The 17,448-nt window shown below is 60.4% G+C and carries 13 protein-coding genes; 2 read left to right on the top strand and 11 right to left on the bottom strand.

Features of this window, described 5'->3' with window-relative positions; all coding sequences use genetic code 11:
• Positions 1-39: 39 nt before the first annotated feature.
• The 8 genes from ACXPUX_RS08130 to ACXPUX_RS08095 all read right to left on the bottom strand — a co-directional run bounded on the left by ACXPUX_RS08130 (position 40) and on the right by ACXPUX_RS08095 (position 11,815).
• Positions 40-2,337 (bottom strand): ATP-dependent Clp protease ATP-binding subunit, encoded by a 2,298-nt coding sequence (locus tag ACXPUX_RS08130; RefSeq protein ID WP_458827865.1) that lies wholly within the window; start codon positions 2,335-2,337, stop codon positions 40-42.
• A 185-nt stretch (positions 2,338-2,522) separates the two neighbouring features.
• Positions 2,523-3,368, bottom strand: a complete 846-nt coding sequence (locus ACXPUX_RS08125) for a TPM domain-containing protein (RefSeq protein ID WP_458827864.1) — start codon at positions 3,366-3,368, stop codon at positions 2,523-2,525.
• Positions 3,369-3,382: 14 nt separating this feature from the next.
• Complete coding sequence (locus ACXPUX_RS08120) at positions 3,383-4,474, bottom strand: TFIIB-type zinc ribbon-containing protein (protein WP_458827863.1); 1,092 nt, start codon at positions 4,472-4,474, stop codon at positions 3,383-3,385.
• 97 nt (positions 4,475-4,571) lie between these two features.
• Positions 4,572-5,981: an SPFH domain-containing protein gene (locus ACXPUX_RS08115; RefSeq protein ID WP_458827861.1), complete on the bottom strand. Its 1,410-nt coding sequence runs from the start codon at positions 5,979-5,981 to the stop codon at positions 4,572-4,574.
• 268 nt (positions 5,982-6,249) lie between these two features.
• Positions 6,250-7,692: a TrkH family potassium uptake protein gene (locus ACXPUX_RS08110; RefSeq protein ID WP_458827860.1), complete on the bottom strand. Its 1,443-nt coding sequence runs from the start codon at positions 7,690-7,692 to the stop codon at positions 6,250-6,252.
• Positions 7,693-7,704: 12 nt separating this feature from the next.
• The gene (gene trkA / locus ACXPUX_RS08105; RefSeq protein WP_458827859.1) at positions 7,705-9,057 is read right to left on the bottom strand and encodes a Trk system potassium transporter TrkA; all 1,353 of its coding nucleotides are present in this window, start codon (positions 9,055-9,057) and stop codon (positions 7,705-7,707) included.
• Between the two features lie 222 nt (positions 9,058-9,279).
• The gene (locus ACXPUX_RS08100; protein WP_458827858.1) at positions 9,280-10,599 is read right to left on the bottom strand and encodes a thymidine phosphorylase; all 1,320 of its coding nucleotides are present in this window, start codon (positions 10,597-10,599) and stop codon (positions 9,280-9,282) included.
• Positions 10,600-10,636: 37 nt separating this feature from the next.
• Positions 10,637-11,815 carry a phosphopentomutase gene (locus ACXPUX_RS08095; protein ID WP_458827857.1) on the bottom strand — a complete coding sequence of 393 codons (1,179 nt, stop codon included), beginning with the start codon at positions 11,813-11,815 and terminating at the stop codon, positions 10,637-10,639.
• A gap of 423 nt (positions 11,816-12,238) precedes the next feature.
• Here ACXPUX_RS08095 and pyk point away from each other — a divergent pair, with 423 nt between their 5' ends.
• Entirely contained in the window at positions 12,239-13,990 is a 1,752-nt protein-coding gene (gene pyk, locus ACXPUX_RS08090) for a pyruvate kinase (RefSeq protein WP_458827856.1), read from the top strand.
• 17 nt (positions 13,991-14,007) lie between these two features.
• Positions 14,008-14,460 carry an S-ribosylhomocysteine lyase gene (locus ACXPUX_RS08085; protein ID WP_256266180.1) on the top strand — a complete coding sequence of 151 codons (453 nt, stop codon included), beginning with the start codon at positions 14,008-14,010 and terminating at the stop codon, positions 14,458-14,460.
• A 142-nt stretch (positions 14,461-14,602) separates the two neighbouring features.
• On the opposite strand, the gene ACXPUX_RS08080 is transcribed toward ACXPUX_RS08085, so the two are convergent.
• The 3 genes from ACXPUX_RS08080 to ACXPUX_RS08070 all read right to left on the bottom strand — a co-directional run bounded on the left by ACXPUX_RS08080 (position 14,603) and on the right by ACXPUX_RS08070 (position 17,443).
• The gene (locus tag ACXPUX_RS08080; protein ID WP_458827855.1) at positions 14,603-15,445 is read right to left on the bottom strand and encodes an HAD family hydrolase; all 843 of its coding nucleotides are present in this window, start codon (positions 15,443-15,445) and stop codon (positions 14,603-14,605) included.
• A gap of 13 nt (positions 15,446-15,458) precedes the next feature.
• On the bottom strand, positions 15,459-16,451 hold the full coding sequence (locus ACXPUX_RS08075) for a LacI family DNA-binding transcriptional regulator (protein ID WP_458827854.1): 993 nt from the start codon (positions 16,449-16,451) through the stop codon (positions 15,459-15,461).
• A 194-nt stretch (positions 16,452-16,645) separates the two neighbouring features.
• Entirely contained in the window at positions 16,646-17,443 is a 798-nt protein-coding gene (locus tag ACXPUX_RS08070) for a hypothetical protein (RefSeq protein WP_458827853.1), read from the bottom strand.
• Between the last annotated feature and the right edge of the window lie 5 nt (positions 17,444-17,448).

Below are 17,448 nucleotides of genomic sequence, written 5' to 3'. Positions count from 1 at the left end.
CGTTCCGGTTGCAAGCAAAAACGCTATTTTGCTATTTTCTTATAGGGTTACGGTCTCATCCTCTCGCAAAACGATGCTGCCATCGGCGGCGCAGTCTGCCGTCCAGTGCTGCCCTACGCAGGCAGTTCCGGCGGCAATACGGTTTGCAAGCGCCTGCTCCACTGCCCTGTCCACCTGACGGCGCAGCTCCCGCGCACCGTAGGCCGATTGCGCCCGGGCAGCCAGTGCCGCACCCACCTGCGGGGTGTGGCGCAGACGGTAGCCGCTGCGGGCGGCGCGCTGCTCCAGCTGGCAGAGCATTTTTTCTGCAATGGCGCAAAGGTTTTCCTCTGCCAATGGACGGAACACGATCACTTCGTCCAGCCGCCCCAGCAGCTCTGGCCGGAACCACTTTTTGGCCTCCTCCACGGCCTGTGCGGACTGCTTTTCAAACACTGCCTCTGCCCCGGCGGCAAAGCCCAGCGGCGCGTTCTGCCCCGCCAAAAACCGTGCGCCCAAGTTGGAGGTGAGCAGCACGATGGTGTTGCGGAAATCTGCCTTGCGCCCCATGGCATCGGTCAGCTGGCCGTCCTCCAAAATTTGCAACAGAATATTCTGGATATCCGGGTGTGCCTTTTCGATCTCGTCAAACAGCACCACGCTGTACGGGCGGCGGCGCACAGCCTCGGTCAGCTGCCCGCCCTCGTCGTGGCCAAGGTAGCCCGGCGGCGCACCCAGCAGCCGGGCGGCGGTGTGCTGCTCCTGATACTCCGACATATCAAATTTGAGCAGCGCCTTCTCGCTGCCGAACCAGCTGACCGCCAGTGCCCGCGCCAGTGCAGTCTTGCCCACGCCGGTAGGGCCTAAAAACAACATGGCACCGATGGGACGCCCCGGCTCGCCCAGACCGGTGCGGCTGCGCCGGATAGCTCCCGCCACCGCAGCCACTGCCCGTTGCTGGCCGACGATCTCCGCGTTCAGGCGGCTTTCCAGCTTGTCCAGACGCTCCCGCTCCTGCTCGCCCACCCGCTGGGCGGGCACGCCGCTGGCCGCTGCCACCACCCGGGCGATATCCTCCGGGCTGAGCACCGGCTGGGTGCGCTGCTCCTTTTCGGCTAGGATGCGCGCCGCCGCACAGGCTTCGTCCACAAGGTCGATGGCCTTGTCCGGCAGGCAGCGCCCGGGCAGATACCGCACCGAAAGCTCCACCGCCGCCTGCAAAGTCTGGGGCGGCAGGCGCACGTTATGGTATCGCTCGTAGCGGGGCGCAAGGCCGTTGAGGATCTCCACCGCCTGTGCGGGGGTAGGCTCCTCCACCTGCACCCTGCCAAAGCGGCGTTCCAGCGCGGCATCCTTCTGGATATGGGTGCGGAACTCCTGATTGGTGGTGGCGCCGATGAGTTGCAGCTCGCCCCGGGCAAGCACCGGCTTTAAGATGCTGGCGGCGTCGATAGCGCCCTCGGCGGCACCGGCACCCACGATGGTGTGGAACTCGTCGATGAACAGGATGGCGGTGCCGTCCCGCACCAGCTCTTCCAGCAGGTTTTTCAGTCGCTCCTCAAAATCGCCCCGGTACTTGGTGCCCGCCACCAAGCTTGCCATGTCCAGCGCCAGCAGCCGCCGCCCTTGCAGCGCTCTGGGCACCTGCCCGGCGGCAATGCGCAGCGCCAGACCCTCAGCCAGCGCCGTTTTTCCCACGCCCGGCTCGCCGATCAGACAGGGGTCGTTTTTCTGGCGGCGGCACAGGATCTCCACCATGCGGTCCAGCTCTGCTTCCCGGCAGAATACCGGGTCCAGCTCCCCTTCGGCGGCGCGGCGGGTCAAATCGCGGCAATATTTATCGCTGGCGCGGCTGCCCCGGGGAATGCTTGCCGACACCCGGGGCTGGGCGGGCAGCACGAACTGTCCGCTCAACTGGCGGCACTCCCGCACCGCCTCGGTGAGCGAAAGCCCCATCTCCGCCAGCAGCAGCCCGGCGGCGCAGCCGTCATCTTCCAGCATGGCGCAGAGCAGGTGCTCCGGCTCTGCCCGGCTGACGTGGGCGTTCTGCGCCCCAATGAGTGCGTAGTCCATGGTGCGGCGCAGGTCCGGTGCCATGGCCTGCCGGTTCAGCCGCTGTGCCGGGGCGCTGCGGCGCTGCGCCAGTTGGCGGCGCACCTCCGGCTCGGTGATGTTTTTCCGGGTGAGGAACTGCGCCGCAGCGCCCTGCTGCCGCAGCATTGCCAGCAAAAGGTGGCTGGTATCCGCCTGCTCACAGCCCAGATCCCCCGCCAGCTGCACCGCCTGCTGCAACAGCCGCGCCGCCGGGCGCGAAAAGCCCCGGTAGCCGCCCATACCCAGATTTTCCCAAATGCCCATGTGTCTGCTCCTTGCTGCATATAAAATCGTCTGCACTGGAAGTATAGCCCCAAAGGCGCAGAAAAAATCAGTCGTTTGTGTCGGGCGGCAGAAAAGTAAAAACCGATCCGCAGCGGTTGCCGGGGCGCGGGTGCGTCCGGCTGCTGCGGATCAGTTTTTGAGATTTTATCTTGCGGGGAACGTTATCAGAACGAACCGCCACCGCCGCCGTGGGTAGTGCCGCTGGAGGAGGTGTGGGTGGAGCTGCCGCCGGAATCGTTGGAGCTGGACTCCTTCGGCCGCTCGGTGCGGTGCACGTCACGGTACAGATACAGATCCCGCTGGTTGGTCAGCTTCATGCTGCCCTGCCGCACATAGCTGGTTGCATCCTGCTGCGGTGCTACGCTCTTGAGCTGACTCTTCATCACGCCGGTCACGATGAGTGCTGTCACCAGACCAATGACCAGTGCCAGACCCAGATACATAATAGAGAGGGGCTCATGCGGCATATTGTCTACATCGTAGGGGTGGCCTTCGCGGGCAGCGGTAACGTATGTGTCCGTCCACTGGATAAAGGTGCGGAAGGCAGCGGCATAATCGCCGTCTGCCATGTCGGGGGTCATCTGCTCGCCAAGGTACTGGATACCGGCATCCGTAAAGGCGGTAATGCCGTAGCCGCGGGTGGAGATATGCCATTTGCGGTCGCCTATGCTTACCAGCAGCAGCACGCCGTCCCGGTTTTCACCGTAGCCGAACTGGCAGTAGTCATAGGTGTCATCGGCGTATTTCTCCATGCTGGTGTAGCCCTCGTCTTCCAGCGAGTCGATGGTGGCAACGACCACATCAAAGCTCTGACGGACGCTCAGTTCCTCCAGCGAAGCTTCCAGCTCGTTGTCCTCATCCTCGGTCAGGACTTCTGCGCTGTCGTTCATACGGTAATACAGGTCAGCAAAGCCGTCTGCGGCAAAGGCCGGTACAGCCAGCGCCAGCAAAAGCACCAGTGCGGCCAGCGCAGCACAGAGGGAGCGCAGTCGGGTAGCAGTGTTTTTCATCTTCCGTCCCTCCTTTACAGAATCCCGGCCAGCCACAGCAGCCACATCACCGCATAGGATGCGGCACCAACGGCTGCGGTAAGGCCCAGCGTCCACTTGCGGGCGGCGGCCTTATCTACCGGCAGGTCACCCACGAACTTACCCGTCTGGCCATTCATGGCAAAAATGTAGTTGTTGCCGCGCCAGCTGGTGCTCAGCAGCCAGACCGGGAACAGGGCATATTTTGCCTTGCCGCCGTGCAGCTGGATGCTGCTGTTCTCCATTTTCACGGAGTCGTAGCCGGTAACGGTCTGGGTAAAGGCGTCCTCGGTGGACTGACGAACGCGCTCGTTGGCGCGCTGGATGCTCTTTTGGGCATCTACATCGTACTTATCGGCCACATAGCCCGCCAGATACGCCGTATTGAAGGGCACGGCGTCCTGCATGGCAAAGGGCTCGATAGATTCCATCAGGTCATCTGCCATCTTGGAGGAGCCGTCCACCGGAACTGCGTCAAAGCCCAGCACGCCGTCCCGGCGCACAGAGTAGTAGCTGGTCTCGGTATAATCGTAGTCGTCATCCGACCAAAAGCGGGTGCGGGTGGCGGTAAAGCGCAGCTGGGCGTCGGCATCGCTGTCGTACAGCCAGAAAGGCACATACACGCCCTTGATCTCGTCGATATGGTTCTGGCTGCGGAACACCTTGGGCAGCAGGGTCTTGCCCTTGAGGTGCTCCTGCAATTTGGCCTTGGCGGCCTTTTTGTCCAGCTTGAAGGGGATGATGAGGTCGGGGCGCAGGTCTCCGGCAAACTGTCCGGTCAGAACGATGGGGTTGCCGCAGAAGGGGCAGGCGGAGGCAGCCATGGTGTCGTCGCCCACGATCTCGCCGCCGCAGCTCTTACAGACGTAAGTATGCAGACCGGCGGTCTCGCCCTCTGCCCAGCTGCCGCCGGGGGTGGCCCAGTTCATCTCGCTGGGCTTTTGGTCTTTCAGGTCCTCATCGTAGCCCTTCAGCGTGTCCACCTCAAACTCGGTGTCGCAGTAGGGGCATTTCATCTTCTGGGTGGTGCTGTCAAATTTGATGGCACCATCACAGCAGGGGCACTTATATTCCAGCATTCCTGCCATAGCGTTTCCTCCTATTATAACTGCGGGGCAGGAGCGGCTTTTTTCTTTCCTGCCCCGCAGTGTGTTCAGTTATTGTGCAGCGGGCTGTGCGCCGGGCTTAGCTGCGGTCATTGTCGTCAAAGGGGTCGCCGCACTCCGGGCAGAACTTGGGCGGGTGTGCGGGGTCGGCCGGTTCCCAGCCGCACTTGTCGCACTTATACTTGGGGGTACCGGCGGGCTTGGGTTTGCCGCACTCGGAGCAGAACTTGCCCTTGTTCACTGCACCGCAGCTGCAAATCCAGCCTTCTGCTGCCGCCGGGCGGGGCTTGCCGCACTCCGGGCAGAATTTGCCGGTAACGGTAGCACCGCAGCTGCAAGTCCAGCTGTCGGCAGCGGGCTTCGGCTCCGGCTTTTTGCTGCCGCATTCCGGGCAGAACTTGCCGGTAACGGTAGCGCCGCAGCTGCACTTCCAGCTGTCGGCGGCAGAAGTCTGCTGCTGAGGTGCTGCGGGCTGCTGACCCATGGCAAACAGGTTCTGGGCGTTCATGCCGCCCATGCCGCCTGCACCGGCTGCCATGCCCATGCCCATAAAGCCGGTCATAGCACCGGCGGTGTTCCCGGCGGCGGTCTTCATGGCATCGATCTGGCCGCCCACCAGACGAGCTGCGGCGGTGGTGGGGTCGGTGGTCATGGCGTTCTCTTCCCACTCGGTGATCTTCTTCTGCTGCTCCTCCGGGATGGACAGAGAATTGATGTTGAAGGAGAATACCTCAATGCCGCGCTTCTTGCGCCAGACATTGGACAGCTGCTCGTTCAGGGCGTCCGAGATCTCCAGCGTGTGGGCAGGGATCTCGTAATACTGCACCTTGTTGGCGGAAAGAGTGGCCAGAGCAGGCTGCAAAGCGTTCATCAGCTCGCTCTTCAGGCGGGGAGCCAGCTCCGAGGCATCGTACTGGTTGGAGACGTTGCTGCACACGTTGGTGTAGAACAGCAGCGGGTCGCAGATGCGGTAGGTAAAGCTGCCGTTGCAGCGCAGATTGACCGAGAGCTTATAGCCCCGCTCCTCGCTGACCACCACCCGGAACGGGATGGGCGTTGCGGTGCCGTACAGGATCTCGCCCAGCTCCTTGGTGTTGATGTAGTACACGCGCTGATCCTTGCCGGTGTCGCCGCCGTAGGTAAAGCGCTTGGCTACGGTCTGGAAGGTAGCAGCCAGACTATCGCCGAAGTTGCCGGTGAACACGCTGGGCTCGGTGGATGCGTCAAAGGTGAATTCGCCCGGCTCGGCGCACACCTCCACCACCTTGCCCTGCTCCACGATGAGCATACACTGACCGTCTGCCACGGCGATGCCGCTGCCGTTGGTGATAATGTTGTCCTCGCCGTTGTTGGAGCTGCGGCGGGAGGTGCGCTTCTGACCCTTGACCATCAGCACGTCTTTGTCCAGAGAATCGCAATAGAAAAATTCCTTCCACTGGTCTGCAAGCGTTCCACCCAGTGCGCCCATACCTGCTTTGATCAAACCCATAGTAATTTCCTCCTGTACATTTTATTGTTTTGCTTTCTTCTTTTTTATCAAGCAGAACGATTTCATTCGCGAAAAGCTTCTGCCTGCTCAGGGGTAAGGGTAAGACAATTGATACCATAATCATACAGCAATAAAGCGCTGAGCGCAAGGTATTTCTAACCGTTGCCGCCTGCCTTTGCAGCTTCTTTCACAAAAAAGAACACCGGAGCGTCCATAGAAGCTCCGGTGTTCCGAAATCATTATTTGCCTGTCCCCTGCCGCAAACGGCTCAGAACCGCCGCCATGTATCCGGCATGAACAGCACCAGCATGGGGAAGATCTCCAGACGACCGGCCAGCATATCGAAAATCAGCACCAGCTTTGCGGGGTCTGCAAAGCAGCCGAAGTTCTGCATAGGGCCTACCTTGACAAGACCCGGGCCGATGTTGTTCAGGGTAGCCGCCACGGCGGTAAAGTTCGTTGCCATATCAAAGCCGTTCAGGCTGATAAGGAAGAAGGAGCCCGCAAAAATAAAGATATACGCCGCCACAAACACATTAGTGGTGCGGATGGTCTCGTGGTTGATGAGTTTGCCGTCCATGCGGGCGGGCGCTACCACCTGCGGGTGCAGGGCGGTCTTGAGCTCCTTGGCCAGGGTCTTACCCAGAATGAGGAAACGGCTCACCTTGATGCCGCCGCCGGTGCTGCCCGCACAGGCACCAATAAACATGAGCATGACCAGAATCTCTTTGGAGAGGGTCGGCCACAGGTCAAAGTCACAGCTGGAGAAGCCGGTGGTGGTGATGATGGAGCCCACCTGAAAAGCGGCCTGCCGCAGCGCCTCGCCAAAGCTGTTGTACATACTATAAATATTGGCAGTGATAATGCCCACTGCCACTGCGATGACCACAAAGTAGCCCCGCACCTCCTCGCTGGCAGCAGCGCGGCGGAACTTGCGCATGAGCAGCAGGAAGTAGGCGTTGAAGTTGACGCCGAACAGGATCATTAAGATGGTCACGACCCACTGGATGTAGGGCGAAAAGCTGGCAAAGCTGTCGTTGCGGAAGCCGAAACCGCCGGTGCCCGCCGTACCAAAGGCGGTGAGCATGGCTTCGAACAGGGGCATTCCGCCAAGCAGCAGGAACACCAGTTCCAGCATGGTAAGGGCAAAGTAGATGCCGTACAGAATTTTAGCGGTGGACTGCACCTTGGGCACCAGCTTGTCCACCTGCGGGCCGGGGCTTTCCGCCTTCATCAGGTTGACGTGAGAGCCGCCGGTCAGCGGCAGCAGCGAGAGCAGAAACACCAGGACACCCATGCCGCCGATCCAGTGGGTAAAACTGCGCCAGAACAGAATACCGTTGGGCAGCCCCTCCACGGCAGGCAGGATGCTGGCACCGGTGGTGGTAAAGCCGGAGACCGTCTCAAACAGGGCATCCACAGGGTTCGGGATGCAGCCGGTGAGCACAAAGGGCACCGCGCCCATCACCGAGATGAACACCCAGCACAGCGAGGTAGCCGCAAAGCCTTCGCGCATATAGAACACCTTACTGCGGGGCTTGATGGTGTGCAGGGCGTAGCCGATGCCGGCGCTGACGGCAGCTGTGAGCAGAAACACACCCAGCACCATCCACTCGCCATACACTAAGCTGGCGGCGGCGGGCAGCAGCAGCAGTGCGCCCTCGATCATCAGCACATAGCCCAGCAGACGGAAAACGATCGCATAATTCATAGTCCGCCTCCGTCAGTGCTCCACGATATCGCGCAGGTCGTGCAGACCATGCTCCAGCGTGACCACGATGACGTTGTCGCCCACCTGGATCTGGTCGCCGCCGCGGGGGATCAAAATCTTGCTGCCGCGGGTAATGCAGCACAGCAGCAGGTTCTTTTTCAGGTGCAGCTGGCTCAGGGGCACACCGGTAGCAGCGCTCTCCTCGTGCACTGTAAATTCCAGCGCCTCCACGCGGTCGTCAAGAATGCGGTACAGGGTCTTGATGTTGCTGCCCGCCTCGTTTTGCAGGGCACGGACGTACTGCACGATGTAGTCACAGGTCATGTACTTGGGGTAGACCACGCTGCCCAGATCCAGCCCGGCCAGAATATCGTCAAATTCCAGACGGTTGACCTTGGTCACCAGCTTGCCGTTGGAGTGCTTTTTGGCAAACAGGGTCAGCAGCACGTTCTCTTCGTCGATGTTGGTCAGCGCCACAAAGGCCTCGGTAGATTCCAGACCCTCGGAAAGCAGAAACTCGCGGTTGGAGCCGTCCTCATTTAAAATCTGCGCACCGGGCAGCTGCTCTGCCAGTTCTACGCAGCGGGCTGCATCCCGCTCCACGATACGCACCCGCACATGGTTTTCCAGCAGCTCCTGACTGAGGTAGTAGGCAATGGCACCGCCGCCCACGATCAGGGCGTTGCGCACCGGCTGCACCGGCAGATGCAGCTGCTGGAAGAAGGCGTGCGCCTTTTCCTGCGTGGCAAGGAAGGTGACCTGATCGCCCTTTTGCAGCACGAAGTTACCGTTGGGGATGATGACCCCTCCCTCACGCTCCACCGCGCACACCAGAATATCGCTCTTGAGCCGGGTGGGAATCTCGCGAATGGCTATGCCGTCCAGTGCATCGGGCAGCGCAAACTTGATCAGCCGCACACGGCCGTCCGCAAAGGTATCGATCTTGCTGGCACCGGGGAACCGCAGCAGATGGGAGATCTCCTTTGCCGCTGCCATTTCCGGGTTGATGATGGCGGAAATGCCGATCTGCTTCTTGATAAAGTCCAGCTCATGGCTGTAAGACGGGTTGCGCACACGGGCAATGCCGTGGCAGTGACCCGCCTTTTTGGCAAACATGCAGCAAAGCAGGTTCAGTTCGTCCGAGCCGGTGACCGCGATGAACACGTCCGCATCCTCAATGCCCGCCTCGGACAGGGTGGTGATGGACGAGCCATTGCCCACGATGCCCAGCACGTCGTAGCTTTCGGTCAGGTGCTCCACGCGCGCTTTGTTGGTGTCCACCACAGTCACGTTGTGGCCTTCCTCGCTGAGCTGGCGTGCCAGAGCCGTACCTACCTTGCCGCCGCCCACCAGAATGATCTTCATAACAAGTCCTTTCTCCTTTGGCAGCCCCTTTTCCCGGGGCATACAAGTACAGTATAGTATACCATATCCCGCCGCAAAGTTCTACCGTTTGTCCCGCAAATACAGCGATTTGCTTAAAAAGCGGCAGTTCCTTTGCGCAAAGGGCCAATTTGCAGCGTGGAAACGCAAAAAGGGGCTGCCGCACAGCTTTTGTGCAGCAACCCCTTGGAGGTTCTATAAGATTCAGTACCGCTCTACGCCGTCCTTGGTGACAAGGGCGTACACCAGCGGGGCTTCCTCCGGCTTTTCCGCGCCGTACACAAGGCCGCTGCGGTACTCGGCGGCGGCAGCTTCAAACTTGTCCGCTGCGCCGTAAAAAGTAGCAAGGCTTTCGCCCTTATGGACATAGTCGCCGCGCTTTTTGTGCAGGGTGATACCGGCGGCAAAGTCCAGCGGGTCACCCTTTTTCTGGCGGCCTGCGCCCAGCAGCACACTGGCAGAGCCGATCTTTTCGGCATCGTTTGCCACAATGTAGCCGTCCTGCTCGGCCAGCAGCTCATAGCTGGCGGCGGGCTGTGCAAACAGGCTGTAATCATCCAGTACCCGGATGTCGCCGCCCTGTGCGGCAAACATTTCCTTGCACTTGGCAAAGGCAGAACCGTCCGCAATTGCAGCCTCGGCCATAGCGCGGCAGTGGGCGGCATCGCCCTTGCCTGCCAGCACCAGCATGTTGGCTGCCAATTGCAGGCACACCTCGGTCAGGTCTGCCGGGCCGTGGCCTTTGAGCACGTCCATGCTCTCCATCACTTCCAGACTGTTGCCGATGTTGTGCCCCAACGGGGTGTCCATATCGGTGATCATGGCGGCTACCCGGCGGCCATGGTGGGTACCGATGGCAACCATCAGCTGCGCCAGCTCAATGCTCTGGTCCACGGTTTTCATAAAGGCACCGGTGCCGGTGGTGACGTCCAGCAGAATGGCGTCTGAGCCGGAGGCCAGCTTTTTGGACATGATGCTGGAGGCAATCAGCGGAATACAGCTGACGGTGGCGGTAACGTCCCGCAGGGCGTACATTCTTTTATCTGCCACCGCAATGCCCTCGCTCTGACCGATGACCGACAGGCCGATCCGGTTCACCTGTGCAAAAAATTCCTCCTGAGAGAGGGCGGTCTTTGTGCCGGGCACGCTCTCCATCTTATCAATGGTGCCGCCGGTGTGTCCCAGACCCCGGCCGCTCATTTTGGCGATCTTCACCCCGCAGGCCGCCACGATGGGCGCGATGACCAGCGTGGTCTTATCGCCCACACCGCCGGTGGAGTGCTTGTCCACCTTGATGCCCGGAATGGGCGAAAGGTCTACCATCACGCCGCTGTGCGCCATTACATCGGTCAGCTCGGCGGTCTCCTCGTTGGTCATGCCGCGCAGGTACACGGCCATCATCCATGCGGCCATCTGGTAGTCGGTCACATCCCCGCAGACAAAGCCGTTGACAATGGCCTCCAGTTCCTCCCGGGTGTGGGTGCCGCCATCCCGCTTTTTTGCGATCAGATCATAAATACGCATCGTTTTACGCTCCTGTTCTTATTGCTTTTGGGGCGTTTTATGCCCGGATCTCCTGCCATACGCTCTGGCCGTCCAGCGTGGAAGCGTCCACATCCAGATACTCGCAGATGGTCTTTGCGATGGTTCCGAAGCACAGCTTTGTGCCCAGATCCGTACCCGCCTTTACGCCCTTGCCGCAGACCAGATACGGCACATACTCGCGGGTATGGTCGGTGGTCTTGGTGTAGGAGGGGTCACAGCCGTGGTCGGCGGTGATCATGAGCAGGTCGCCCTCCCGCATCCCCGGCAGGAAGTCGTCCAGAAAACGGTCGAACTCCGTAGCGGCGGCAGCGTAGCCTGCCACGTCACGGCGGTGGCCGTAGAGCATATCAAAATCCACCAGATTCACGAAGGCAAGGCCTTCAAAATCCCGGGTCTGCAAAGCCTTGGTAAAGGCGATGCCATTGGTGTTGCCGGTGGTCTTGATCTTCTCAGTCACACCCTCGCCGTCAAAGATATCGTAGATCTTGCCCACGGCGATCACGTCCTTACCGGCATCCTTCAGCAGATCCAGCATAGTAGCGCGGGGCGGCTTCAGGCTCAGGTCGTGGCGGTTGGTGGTGCGGTAGAAGGTATCCGCGCTGTTGCCAAGGAAGGGGCGGGCGATCACACGTCCCACGCCGTATTTGCCCTTGAGCATTTCCCGGGCGATCTCGCAGTAACGGTACAGCTCCTGCACCGGCACAAGCTCCTCGTTGGCAGCGACCTGAAAAACACTGTCGGCGCTGGTGTAGACGATGAGGGCGTTTTCCCGCATGGCCTGCTCGCCGTAGTCCTTCAGTACCTGCGTGCCGGAATAGGGCTTGTTGCATAGCACCTTGTGGCCGGTCTTTTGCTCATACTCCCGGATCAGCTCCTCCGGGAAGCCCTCGGGGAAGGTGGGCAGCGGCTCCGGGCTGACCACACCGGCGATCTCCCAGTGGCCGATGGTGGTATCCTTGCCCATGCTCTGCTCCTGCAGGCGGGCAAAGGCCGCCGCCGGGACATCCGTCTTTTCCCCTGCGGTCACGCCGTCAATGTTGAACAAACCCAGCTTGCGCAGATTGGGACAGTTGAAATTGGGGTGGTTCGCAATGGCACCCAAGGTGTTGGTGCCTGCATCGCCGAAGGCGGCGGCGTCCGGCTCTGCGCCGATGCCAAAGCTGTCCAGCACGATCAGAAAAACACGTTTTTCCATAGTGGTCACTCCATTTCTCCGGGACGCGTCCCGGAACAGTACTACTTTATTATTCTTATTATAAGCAAAAAACCCCTCGGATGCAAGAGGAAGCGGCCTTGTGCGCTCTAATCAGTTTTTACGTTTTGCAGCAGTTTTCCCCTGTCAGACAGCACGCAGAAAGCTGCGCCGTATCGTTAAGTTTTCCACAATCCCTCTTACAAACATAAACAGATGTAAAAACTTGTATTCAAGCAAAAATCCCTCTTGCTCTCTTGCACCGGAATGATTATAATAATAGGTGGTAGAGTTTTGGGTTTTCCCGCTCTGCCACATAAATCGACCCGCTGTACCGGGAGTTTTTGCTCCCCTTTGTCATACACAGCAGCCTGCAGGGATGCTGTGCCGGATATAGGTAAGAGAGAGTTGACGGAGGTATATTGCATGAGAAAGACGAAAATTATTTGCACCCTTGGCCCTTCCACCGATAAGGAAGGCGTGCTGCGCGATCTGATCGCCAACGGCATGAACGTGGCCCGCTTCAATTTTTCCCACGGTTCCCACGAGGAGCATCTGGGTCGCCTTGAAAAGCTGAAGGCTCTGCGCGAGGAGCTGGGTAAGCCCGTGGCCGCACTGCTGGACACCAAGGGTCCCGAGATCCGCCTGAAGGACTTCAAGAACGGCGTTGAGAATCTGGTTGCAGGCCAGACCTTTACCTTGACTACCCGCGATGTGGAGGGCACCAACGAGATCTGCTCCATCACCTACAAGGATCTGCCCATGGACGTGGAGCCGAACGGCATCATCATGCTGGACGACGGTCTGATCAAGCTGCAGATCCAGACCGTGAACGACACCGACATCGTCTGCACCGTGCTGAACAACGGCAAGATCAAGAACAAGAAGGGCGTCAACGTGCCCGGCGTGCATCTGTCCATGCCGTATATGAGCCAGCGCGATAAGGACGATATCATCTTCGGCATCGAGCAGGGCTACGATTTCATCGCCGCCTCCTTTGTGCGCACCGCACAGGACGTGTACGATATCCGCAACCTGCTGAACCAGTACGATTCTAATATCCGCATCATTGCAAAGATCGAGAACCGCGAGGGCGTGAACAACATTGACAGCATTCTGGCTGCTGCCGACGCTGTGATGGTCGCCCGTGGCGATCTGGGCGTGGAGATCGACTTCACCGAGCTGCCCGGCATCCAGAAGACCATCATCGACCGCTCCTTCTCCTTCGGCAAACCCATCGTCACCGCTACCCAGATGCTGGACAGCATGATAGTGAACCCCCGCCCCACCCGCGCCGAGATCTCGGACGTGGCAAACGCCATTTACGATGGCACCTCTGCCATTATGCTGTCCGGTGAGACCGCTGCCGGTGCCTACCCCGTGGAGGCGCTCAAGACCATGTCCGCCATTGCTGAGCGCACCGAGCAGGAGGGCTTCCATCTGCGCGGCCGCACGATGGATTTCAACCCCGGCAAGATCAGCGTCTCTGACGCTACCGCCCATGCCGCCTGCCTGACCGCACGGGACGTGAACGCCGCCGCCATCGTGACCGTGTCCGAGTCCGGCACCACCGCCCGCCTGCTGAGCAAGTACCGCCCGCAGCAGCCCATCATTGCCTGCGTCATGCGCGAGCAGGTGCAGCGTCAGCTGTCCCTGAGCTGGGGCATCACCCCGCTGATGATGTCTCTGGCACACAGCACCGATGAGCTGATCGAGATGTCCACCGCTCTGGCCAAGGAGAACGGCTACCTGCACAACGGCGAGCTGGCTGTTGTGACCGCAGGCGTGCCCGTGGGCGTTTCCGGCACCACCAACATGATCAAGATCCACATGGTGGGCAACTGTCTGGCTACCGGCGTAGGCGTCGGCCCCGAGAACAACGATGTTGCCCGCGGCAAGGCCTGTGTCTGCCGCACCATGGACGAGGTGCGCGCCAAGTTCAAGCCCGGCATGGTGCTGGTGGTTCCCTCCACCAGCAACGAGATGCTGAGCTTTGTGCGCGACGCTGCCGCTCTGGTGGTAGAGGAGCCCGGCCTGAACAGTCACGCCGCCATTGCCGGCAAGGCACTGCTGAAGCCCACCGTTGTGGGTGCCGCCGGTGCTACCAGCCACATCCGCGATGGCCTGATGGTGGCTGTGGACTGCGCACACGGCAGTGTGCAGCGCCTGCAGGGCTGATAAAGGAGAACCGTAGTATGGAACGTATCGCAAGCTTTTGCGTGGATCACACCCGGCTGGAGCGCGGAATGTACTTGAGCCGTCAGGACGGCGATGTGCTCACCTGGGACATCCGCATGAAGAAGCCCAATCAGGGCGATTACCTGACCACCGCTGCCGCCCACACGCTGGAGCACCTGTTTGCCACCTACGCGCGCAACAGCGCTGTGAAGGACGGGGTGATCTATGTTGGCCCCATGGGCTGCCGCACCGGCTTTTATCTGCTTACCCGGGGTCTGACCCCGGCGCAGGCATTGCAGCTGACGGTGGATGCCTACCGCTTTATGGCCGACTTTGAGGGCGCTGTGCCCGGTGCCAGTGAGGTGGAGTGCGGCAACTACCGTGATATGGATCTGCCCGCCGCCAAGGCCGAAGCTGCTGCCATGCTGCCTGTGCTGGAAGCATTGACCGCAGAGGATCTGCACTACTGATTTGTCAATATAAAGAGAGCGCCGCACAAAATACCGTGCAGCGCTCTTTTTGTCACAAAATGATGCGAAAGTATTATTTATAATTTTAGGGCAGGGGAACGTCTGCGGACGTTCCCCTGCCCTGTTTTTACTAAAAGAAATCTCAAATCAGCCCCAAGGCGGCAAACTCCTTGGCGATGCCGTCCTCGTACACCGAGGGGGCAATGCGGTCGCAGCGCTGCTTCAGGCTTGCAGAGCCGTTGGCCATACAAACGCTGATGCCGACCACGTCGGTCATTTGCAGGTCGTTGTCGCTGTCGCCAAAGCCGATGCTGTCCTGCAGGGGCACGCCCAAATAATCGCAGACGGCCTTGATGCCGCGTCCCTTATCAAACCTGCGGTTGATGAGTTCGCCGTTCACATAGCCGCCGTCCAGACCATCCAGCTTGCTCTCGCAGAACACGAACCTGTCCTCGTACAGGCGCTTCGCTTCGTCCAAGTCCTTGCTGCGCTCCGCGATATACACGATCTTATACAGCGGCTCGCCCTTGTAATCAGCCAGCGGGCTGATGGTCATGCCGTCCTCCATAGCTTTGCGCCAGCGGGCGGCTTCGCTATTCAGGGGGCCTGCATCCCGGTGGGTGAAGCTCCAGCGCTCGATCATCTTCAGGCTGCCGTAGGTGGCATCCCGCGCTTCCAGCGTGCACTCCACGCCGTGGCGCTCCATGGCGCTGCGCACATCCTGTGCCAGCTGCGGTTCCATGGGCAGGTCTACCAGCACCTTGTCCCCGCAGAACACATAGCCGCCGGCGCTGCACACTGCGCCGTCAAAGCCGTAGTCCAGCAAAGGCTGGGTCATACGCAGGTTGCGCCCGGTGCACAAAAACAGCTTGTGGCCGTTGGCGTGTGCCTTGCGCAGCGCCTTGACCGTGCTTTGGGGGATCAGCATCTCGCCCGGGGGCAGCAGAGTGCCGTCGATATCTAAAAAAATCAGTTTTTGTTTCATTCGTTCCTCTTTTTTACAGTGAGCCGCGCTCTACCAATGTATAGCCCAGCGTGGTCTGGCGCACCGGCGCAGCGTCCGGCCCGGTGTGTTCCAAGCTTTGCAGCAGCATCCGGGCGGCCTCCTGCCCTACCTGCTTTTGGTAGAAGCGGATGGTGGTCAAACCGGGCTGCACTACCTTGCCCGCCCAGTTATCTCCGATACCGGCAAGGCCGACGTCCTCTCCTACTTTGCGTCCGGCAGCGCGCAGCACCTGCAACGCACCAAAGGCCACAGTGTCGGTCACGCAGACCACACCGTCCAGCTGCGGGCAGCGCGCCAGCAGCTCCTCCATGCAGCGGTGCCCCTCTTCCATGGAAAAGGCGGCGCAGCAGGCGCGGGGCAGACCGTCCGCATTTAGTCCCACCTCCCGCAGCGCGTCCTGCACACCCTGACGGCGGGCAATGCCGGTGGCAGGGTCCTGCTCGCTGCCGCCGATGTACACGATATTTTTGCGGCCATGCTCCAGCATCTTCCGGGTCAGGTCGTGGGCGGCAGAGCGGTCATCGTTATAAACGCAGGGCAGGTCTGCAAAGCGCTGCCCTGTTACCACCACAGGCACGCGGCAGTCTTTCAATGCCATGCACAACTGCGGGCTGGAATCATAGCCCAGCAGAATGATCCCGGCCACATGGTTGCGCTGCAACGCCGCAAGATATTCCAGTTCCATCTGCTCGTCCAGTTCGGTGTCTGCCAGCAGCATCAGGTAGCGGCTTGCGCCCAGCTCGGCTGCAATGCCGCTGATGATCTGCCCCACCGACTGGGAGCTGATACTGGGCACAATGACCCCCACCTGACGCACCTTGCCGGTGCGCAGGGTCTGGGCGGCAGTGTCCGGGCTGTAACCGGTCTGCTCCACTACGGCTTGTATCACGGCACGCTTCTGCTCGCTGAGAGGCCCGCCGTTCAAATAGCGGCTGACCGCAGCGCTGGAAACACCTGCCAGCTTTGCAATATCACTGATGGTCATGGGATTTTCTCCGTTCCCTCTCCGGTAGCAATGTGTAAACGTTTTCATGCTTATTATAAATCTGTTCCACATTTCCCGCAAGAGGTGCAATGACCGTTTTTCTGCGGGGCTGTCCGCCGCTTTTTTGGTGATTTTACACAACCCAAACGATATCGCTTTTCAATTTACCACCAGAATTGCGAACACTGTTGCGCTTACACAAGTCCCATGCTGATAGCGCGTGCGATAAGCCCCAGCACCAGCGCCGCCAGAATAATGCCCAGTGCCACCTTGCTCTCGCCGCCGGTCTGCTGCTTTTTACCACGGGACGCCGTGCTGCGGCTCTGTTTTGTACCGGTGCTGCGGCTGCGGGCAGAGGTGTTCTGCCGCCCTGCAGTGCTTTTTGTGCTGCGGGGCTGCTGTGCGCTGCGGGGCTTGCTGCGGGCGGCTGTTTTCCCCTGCTGCGCGTTCTGCGGGCTGCTCTGGCGTGCCTTAAGTGGCTTGCCCTCGCTGCACCGGCTCAGGTAATCCTCGGCTTCGCGGTAATACTGCGCCAGCTCGTTTTCCTTAAAGGCGGTACCGGCGTAGCCCTCTTCCAAAGCCTCGATGGCTTCATTGAACAGCAGGGCTGCCTGTGCGCCGTCCGCTGCAACTGCCGCGTGGGCAGCTTCGTTGCGGGCGGTGCGGATGGCGTTGCAGGCATGGCGGGCGGCAGAGGGATGCACCGTGTTGCCCAGCAGGTCCAGCGGGCGGGCGGCATCGGTCTCCGGGTCCAGCAGCACCCGCATACACAGGGTAGTATCCAGCTGCTGCCAGCTGGTCTTGCCGGAAAGGTCTGGCATACGGTCGTAGTAATCCGGGCTTTCCTGCTTGCGGGCGGCGATATGTTCCAGCAGCGCATCCAGACTGTGCGCCCCGGGCTTGCGCTCCCAGTGCCAGCGCAGCAGGCGGCGGCTGATCTCATCGCAGGCGGTCTTGATCTCAAAAGCCACCTGTAAGGCTTGTTCCGGCATGGCAT

The organism is Faecalibacterium sp. PGM34 (assembly GCF_054456555.1).
The sequence above is the reverse complement of the archived record's forward strand: the minus strand, read 5'-3'. Positions and strand labels throughout refer to the sequence as shown.

Excerpts from the sequence above, each read along its gene's own strand:
- ACXPUX_RS08095 (WP_458827857.1), bottom strand. The coding sequence starts at position 11,815 with ATGGAAAAACGTGTTTTTCTGATCGTGCTGGACAGCTTTGGCATCGGC.
- ACXPUX_RS08100 (WP_458827858.1), bottom strand. The coding sequence starts at position 10,599 with ATGCGTATTTATGATCTGATCGCAAAAAAGCGGGATGGCGGCACCCAC.
- ACXPUX_RS08070 (WP_458827853.1), bottom strand. The coding sequence starts at position 17,443 with ATGCCGGAACAAGCCTTACAGGTGGCTTTTGAGATCAAGACCGCCTGC.
- ACXPUX_RS08075 (WP_458827854.1), bottom strand. The coding sequence starts at position 16,451 with ATGACCATCAGTGATATTGCAAAGCTGGCAGGTGTTTCCAGCGCTGCG.
- ACXPUX_RS08115 (WP_458827861.1), bottom strand. The coding sequence starts at position 5,981 with ATGGGTTTGATCAAAGCAGGTATGGGCGCACTGGGTGGAACGCTTGCA.
- ACXPUX_RS08130 (WP_458827865.1), bottom strand. The coding sequence starts at position 2,337 with ATGGGCATTTGGGAAAATCTGGGTATGGGCGGCTACCGGGGCTTTTCG.
- ACXPUX_RS08125 (WP_458827864.1), bottom strand. The coding sequence starts at position 3,368 with ATGAAAAACACTGCTACCCGACTGCGCTCCCTCTGTGCTGCGCTGGCC.
- ACXPUX_RS08120 (WP_458827863.1), bottom strand. The coding sequence starts at position 4,474 with ATGGCAGGAATGCTGGAATATAAGTGCCCCTGCTGTGATGGTGCCATC.
- pyk (WP_458827856.1), top strand. The coding sequence starts at position 12,239 with ATGAGAAAGACGAAAATTATTTGCACCCTTGGCCCTTCCACCGATAAG.
- ACXPUX_RS08080 (WP_458827855.1), bottom strand. The coding sequence starts at position 15,445 with ATGAAACAAAAACTGATTTTTTTAGATATCGACGGCACTCTGCTGCCC.
- ACXPUX_RS08085 (WP_256266180.1), top strand. The coding sequence starts at position 14,008 with ATGGAACGTATCGCAAGCTTTTGCGTGGATCACACCCGGCTGGAGCGC.
- ACXPUX_RS08110 (WP_458827860.1), bottom strand. The coding sequence starts at position 7,692 with ATGAATTATGCGATCGTTTTCCGTCTGCTGGGCTATGTGCTGATGATC.
- trkA (WP_458827859.1), bottom strand. The coding sequence starts at position 9,057 with ATGAAGATCATTCTGGTGGGCGGCGGCAAGGTAGGTACGGCTCTGGCA.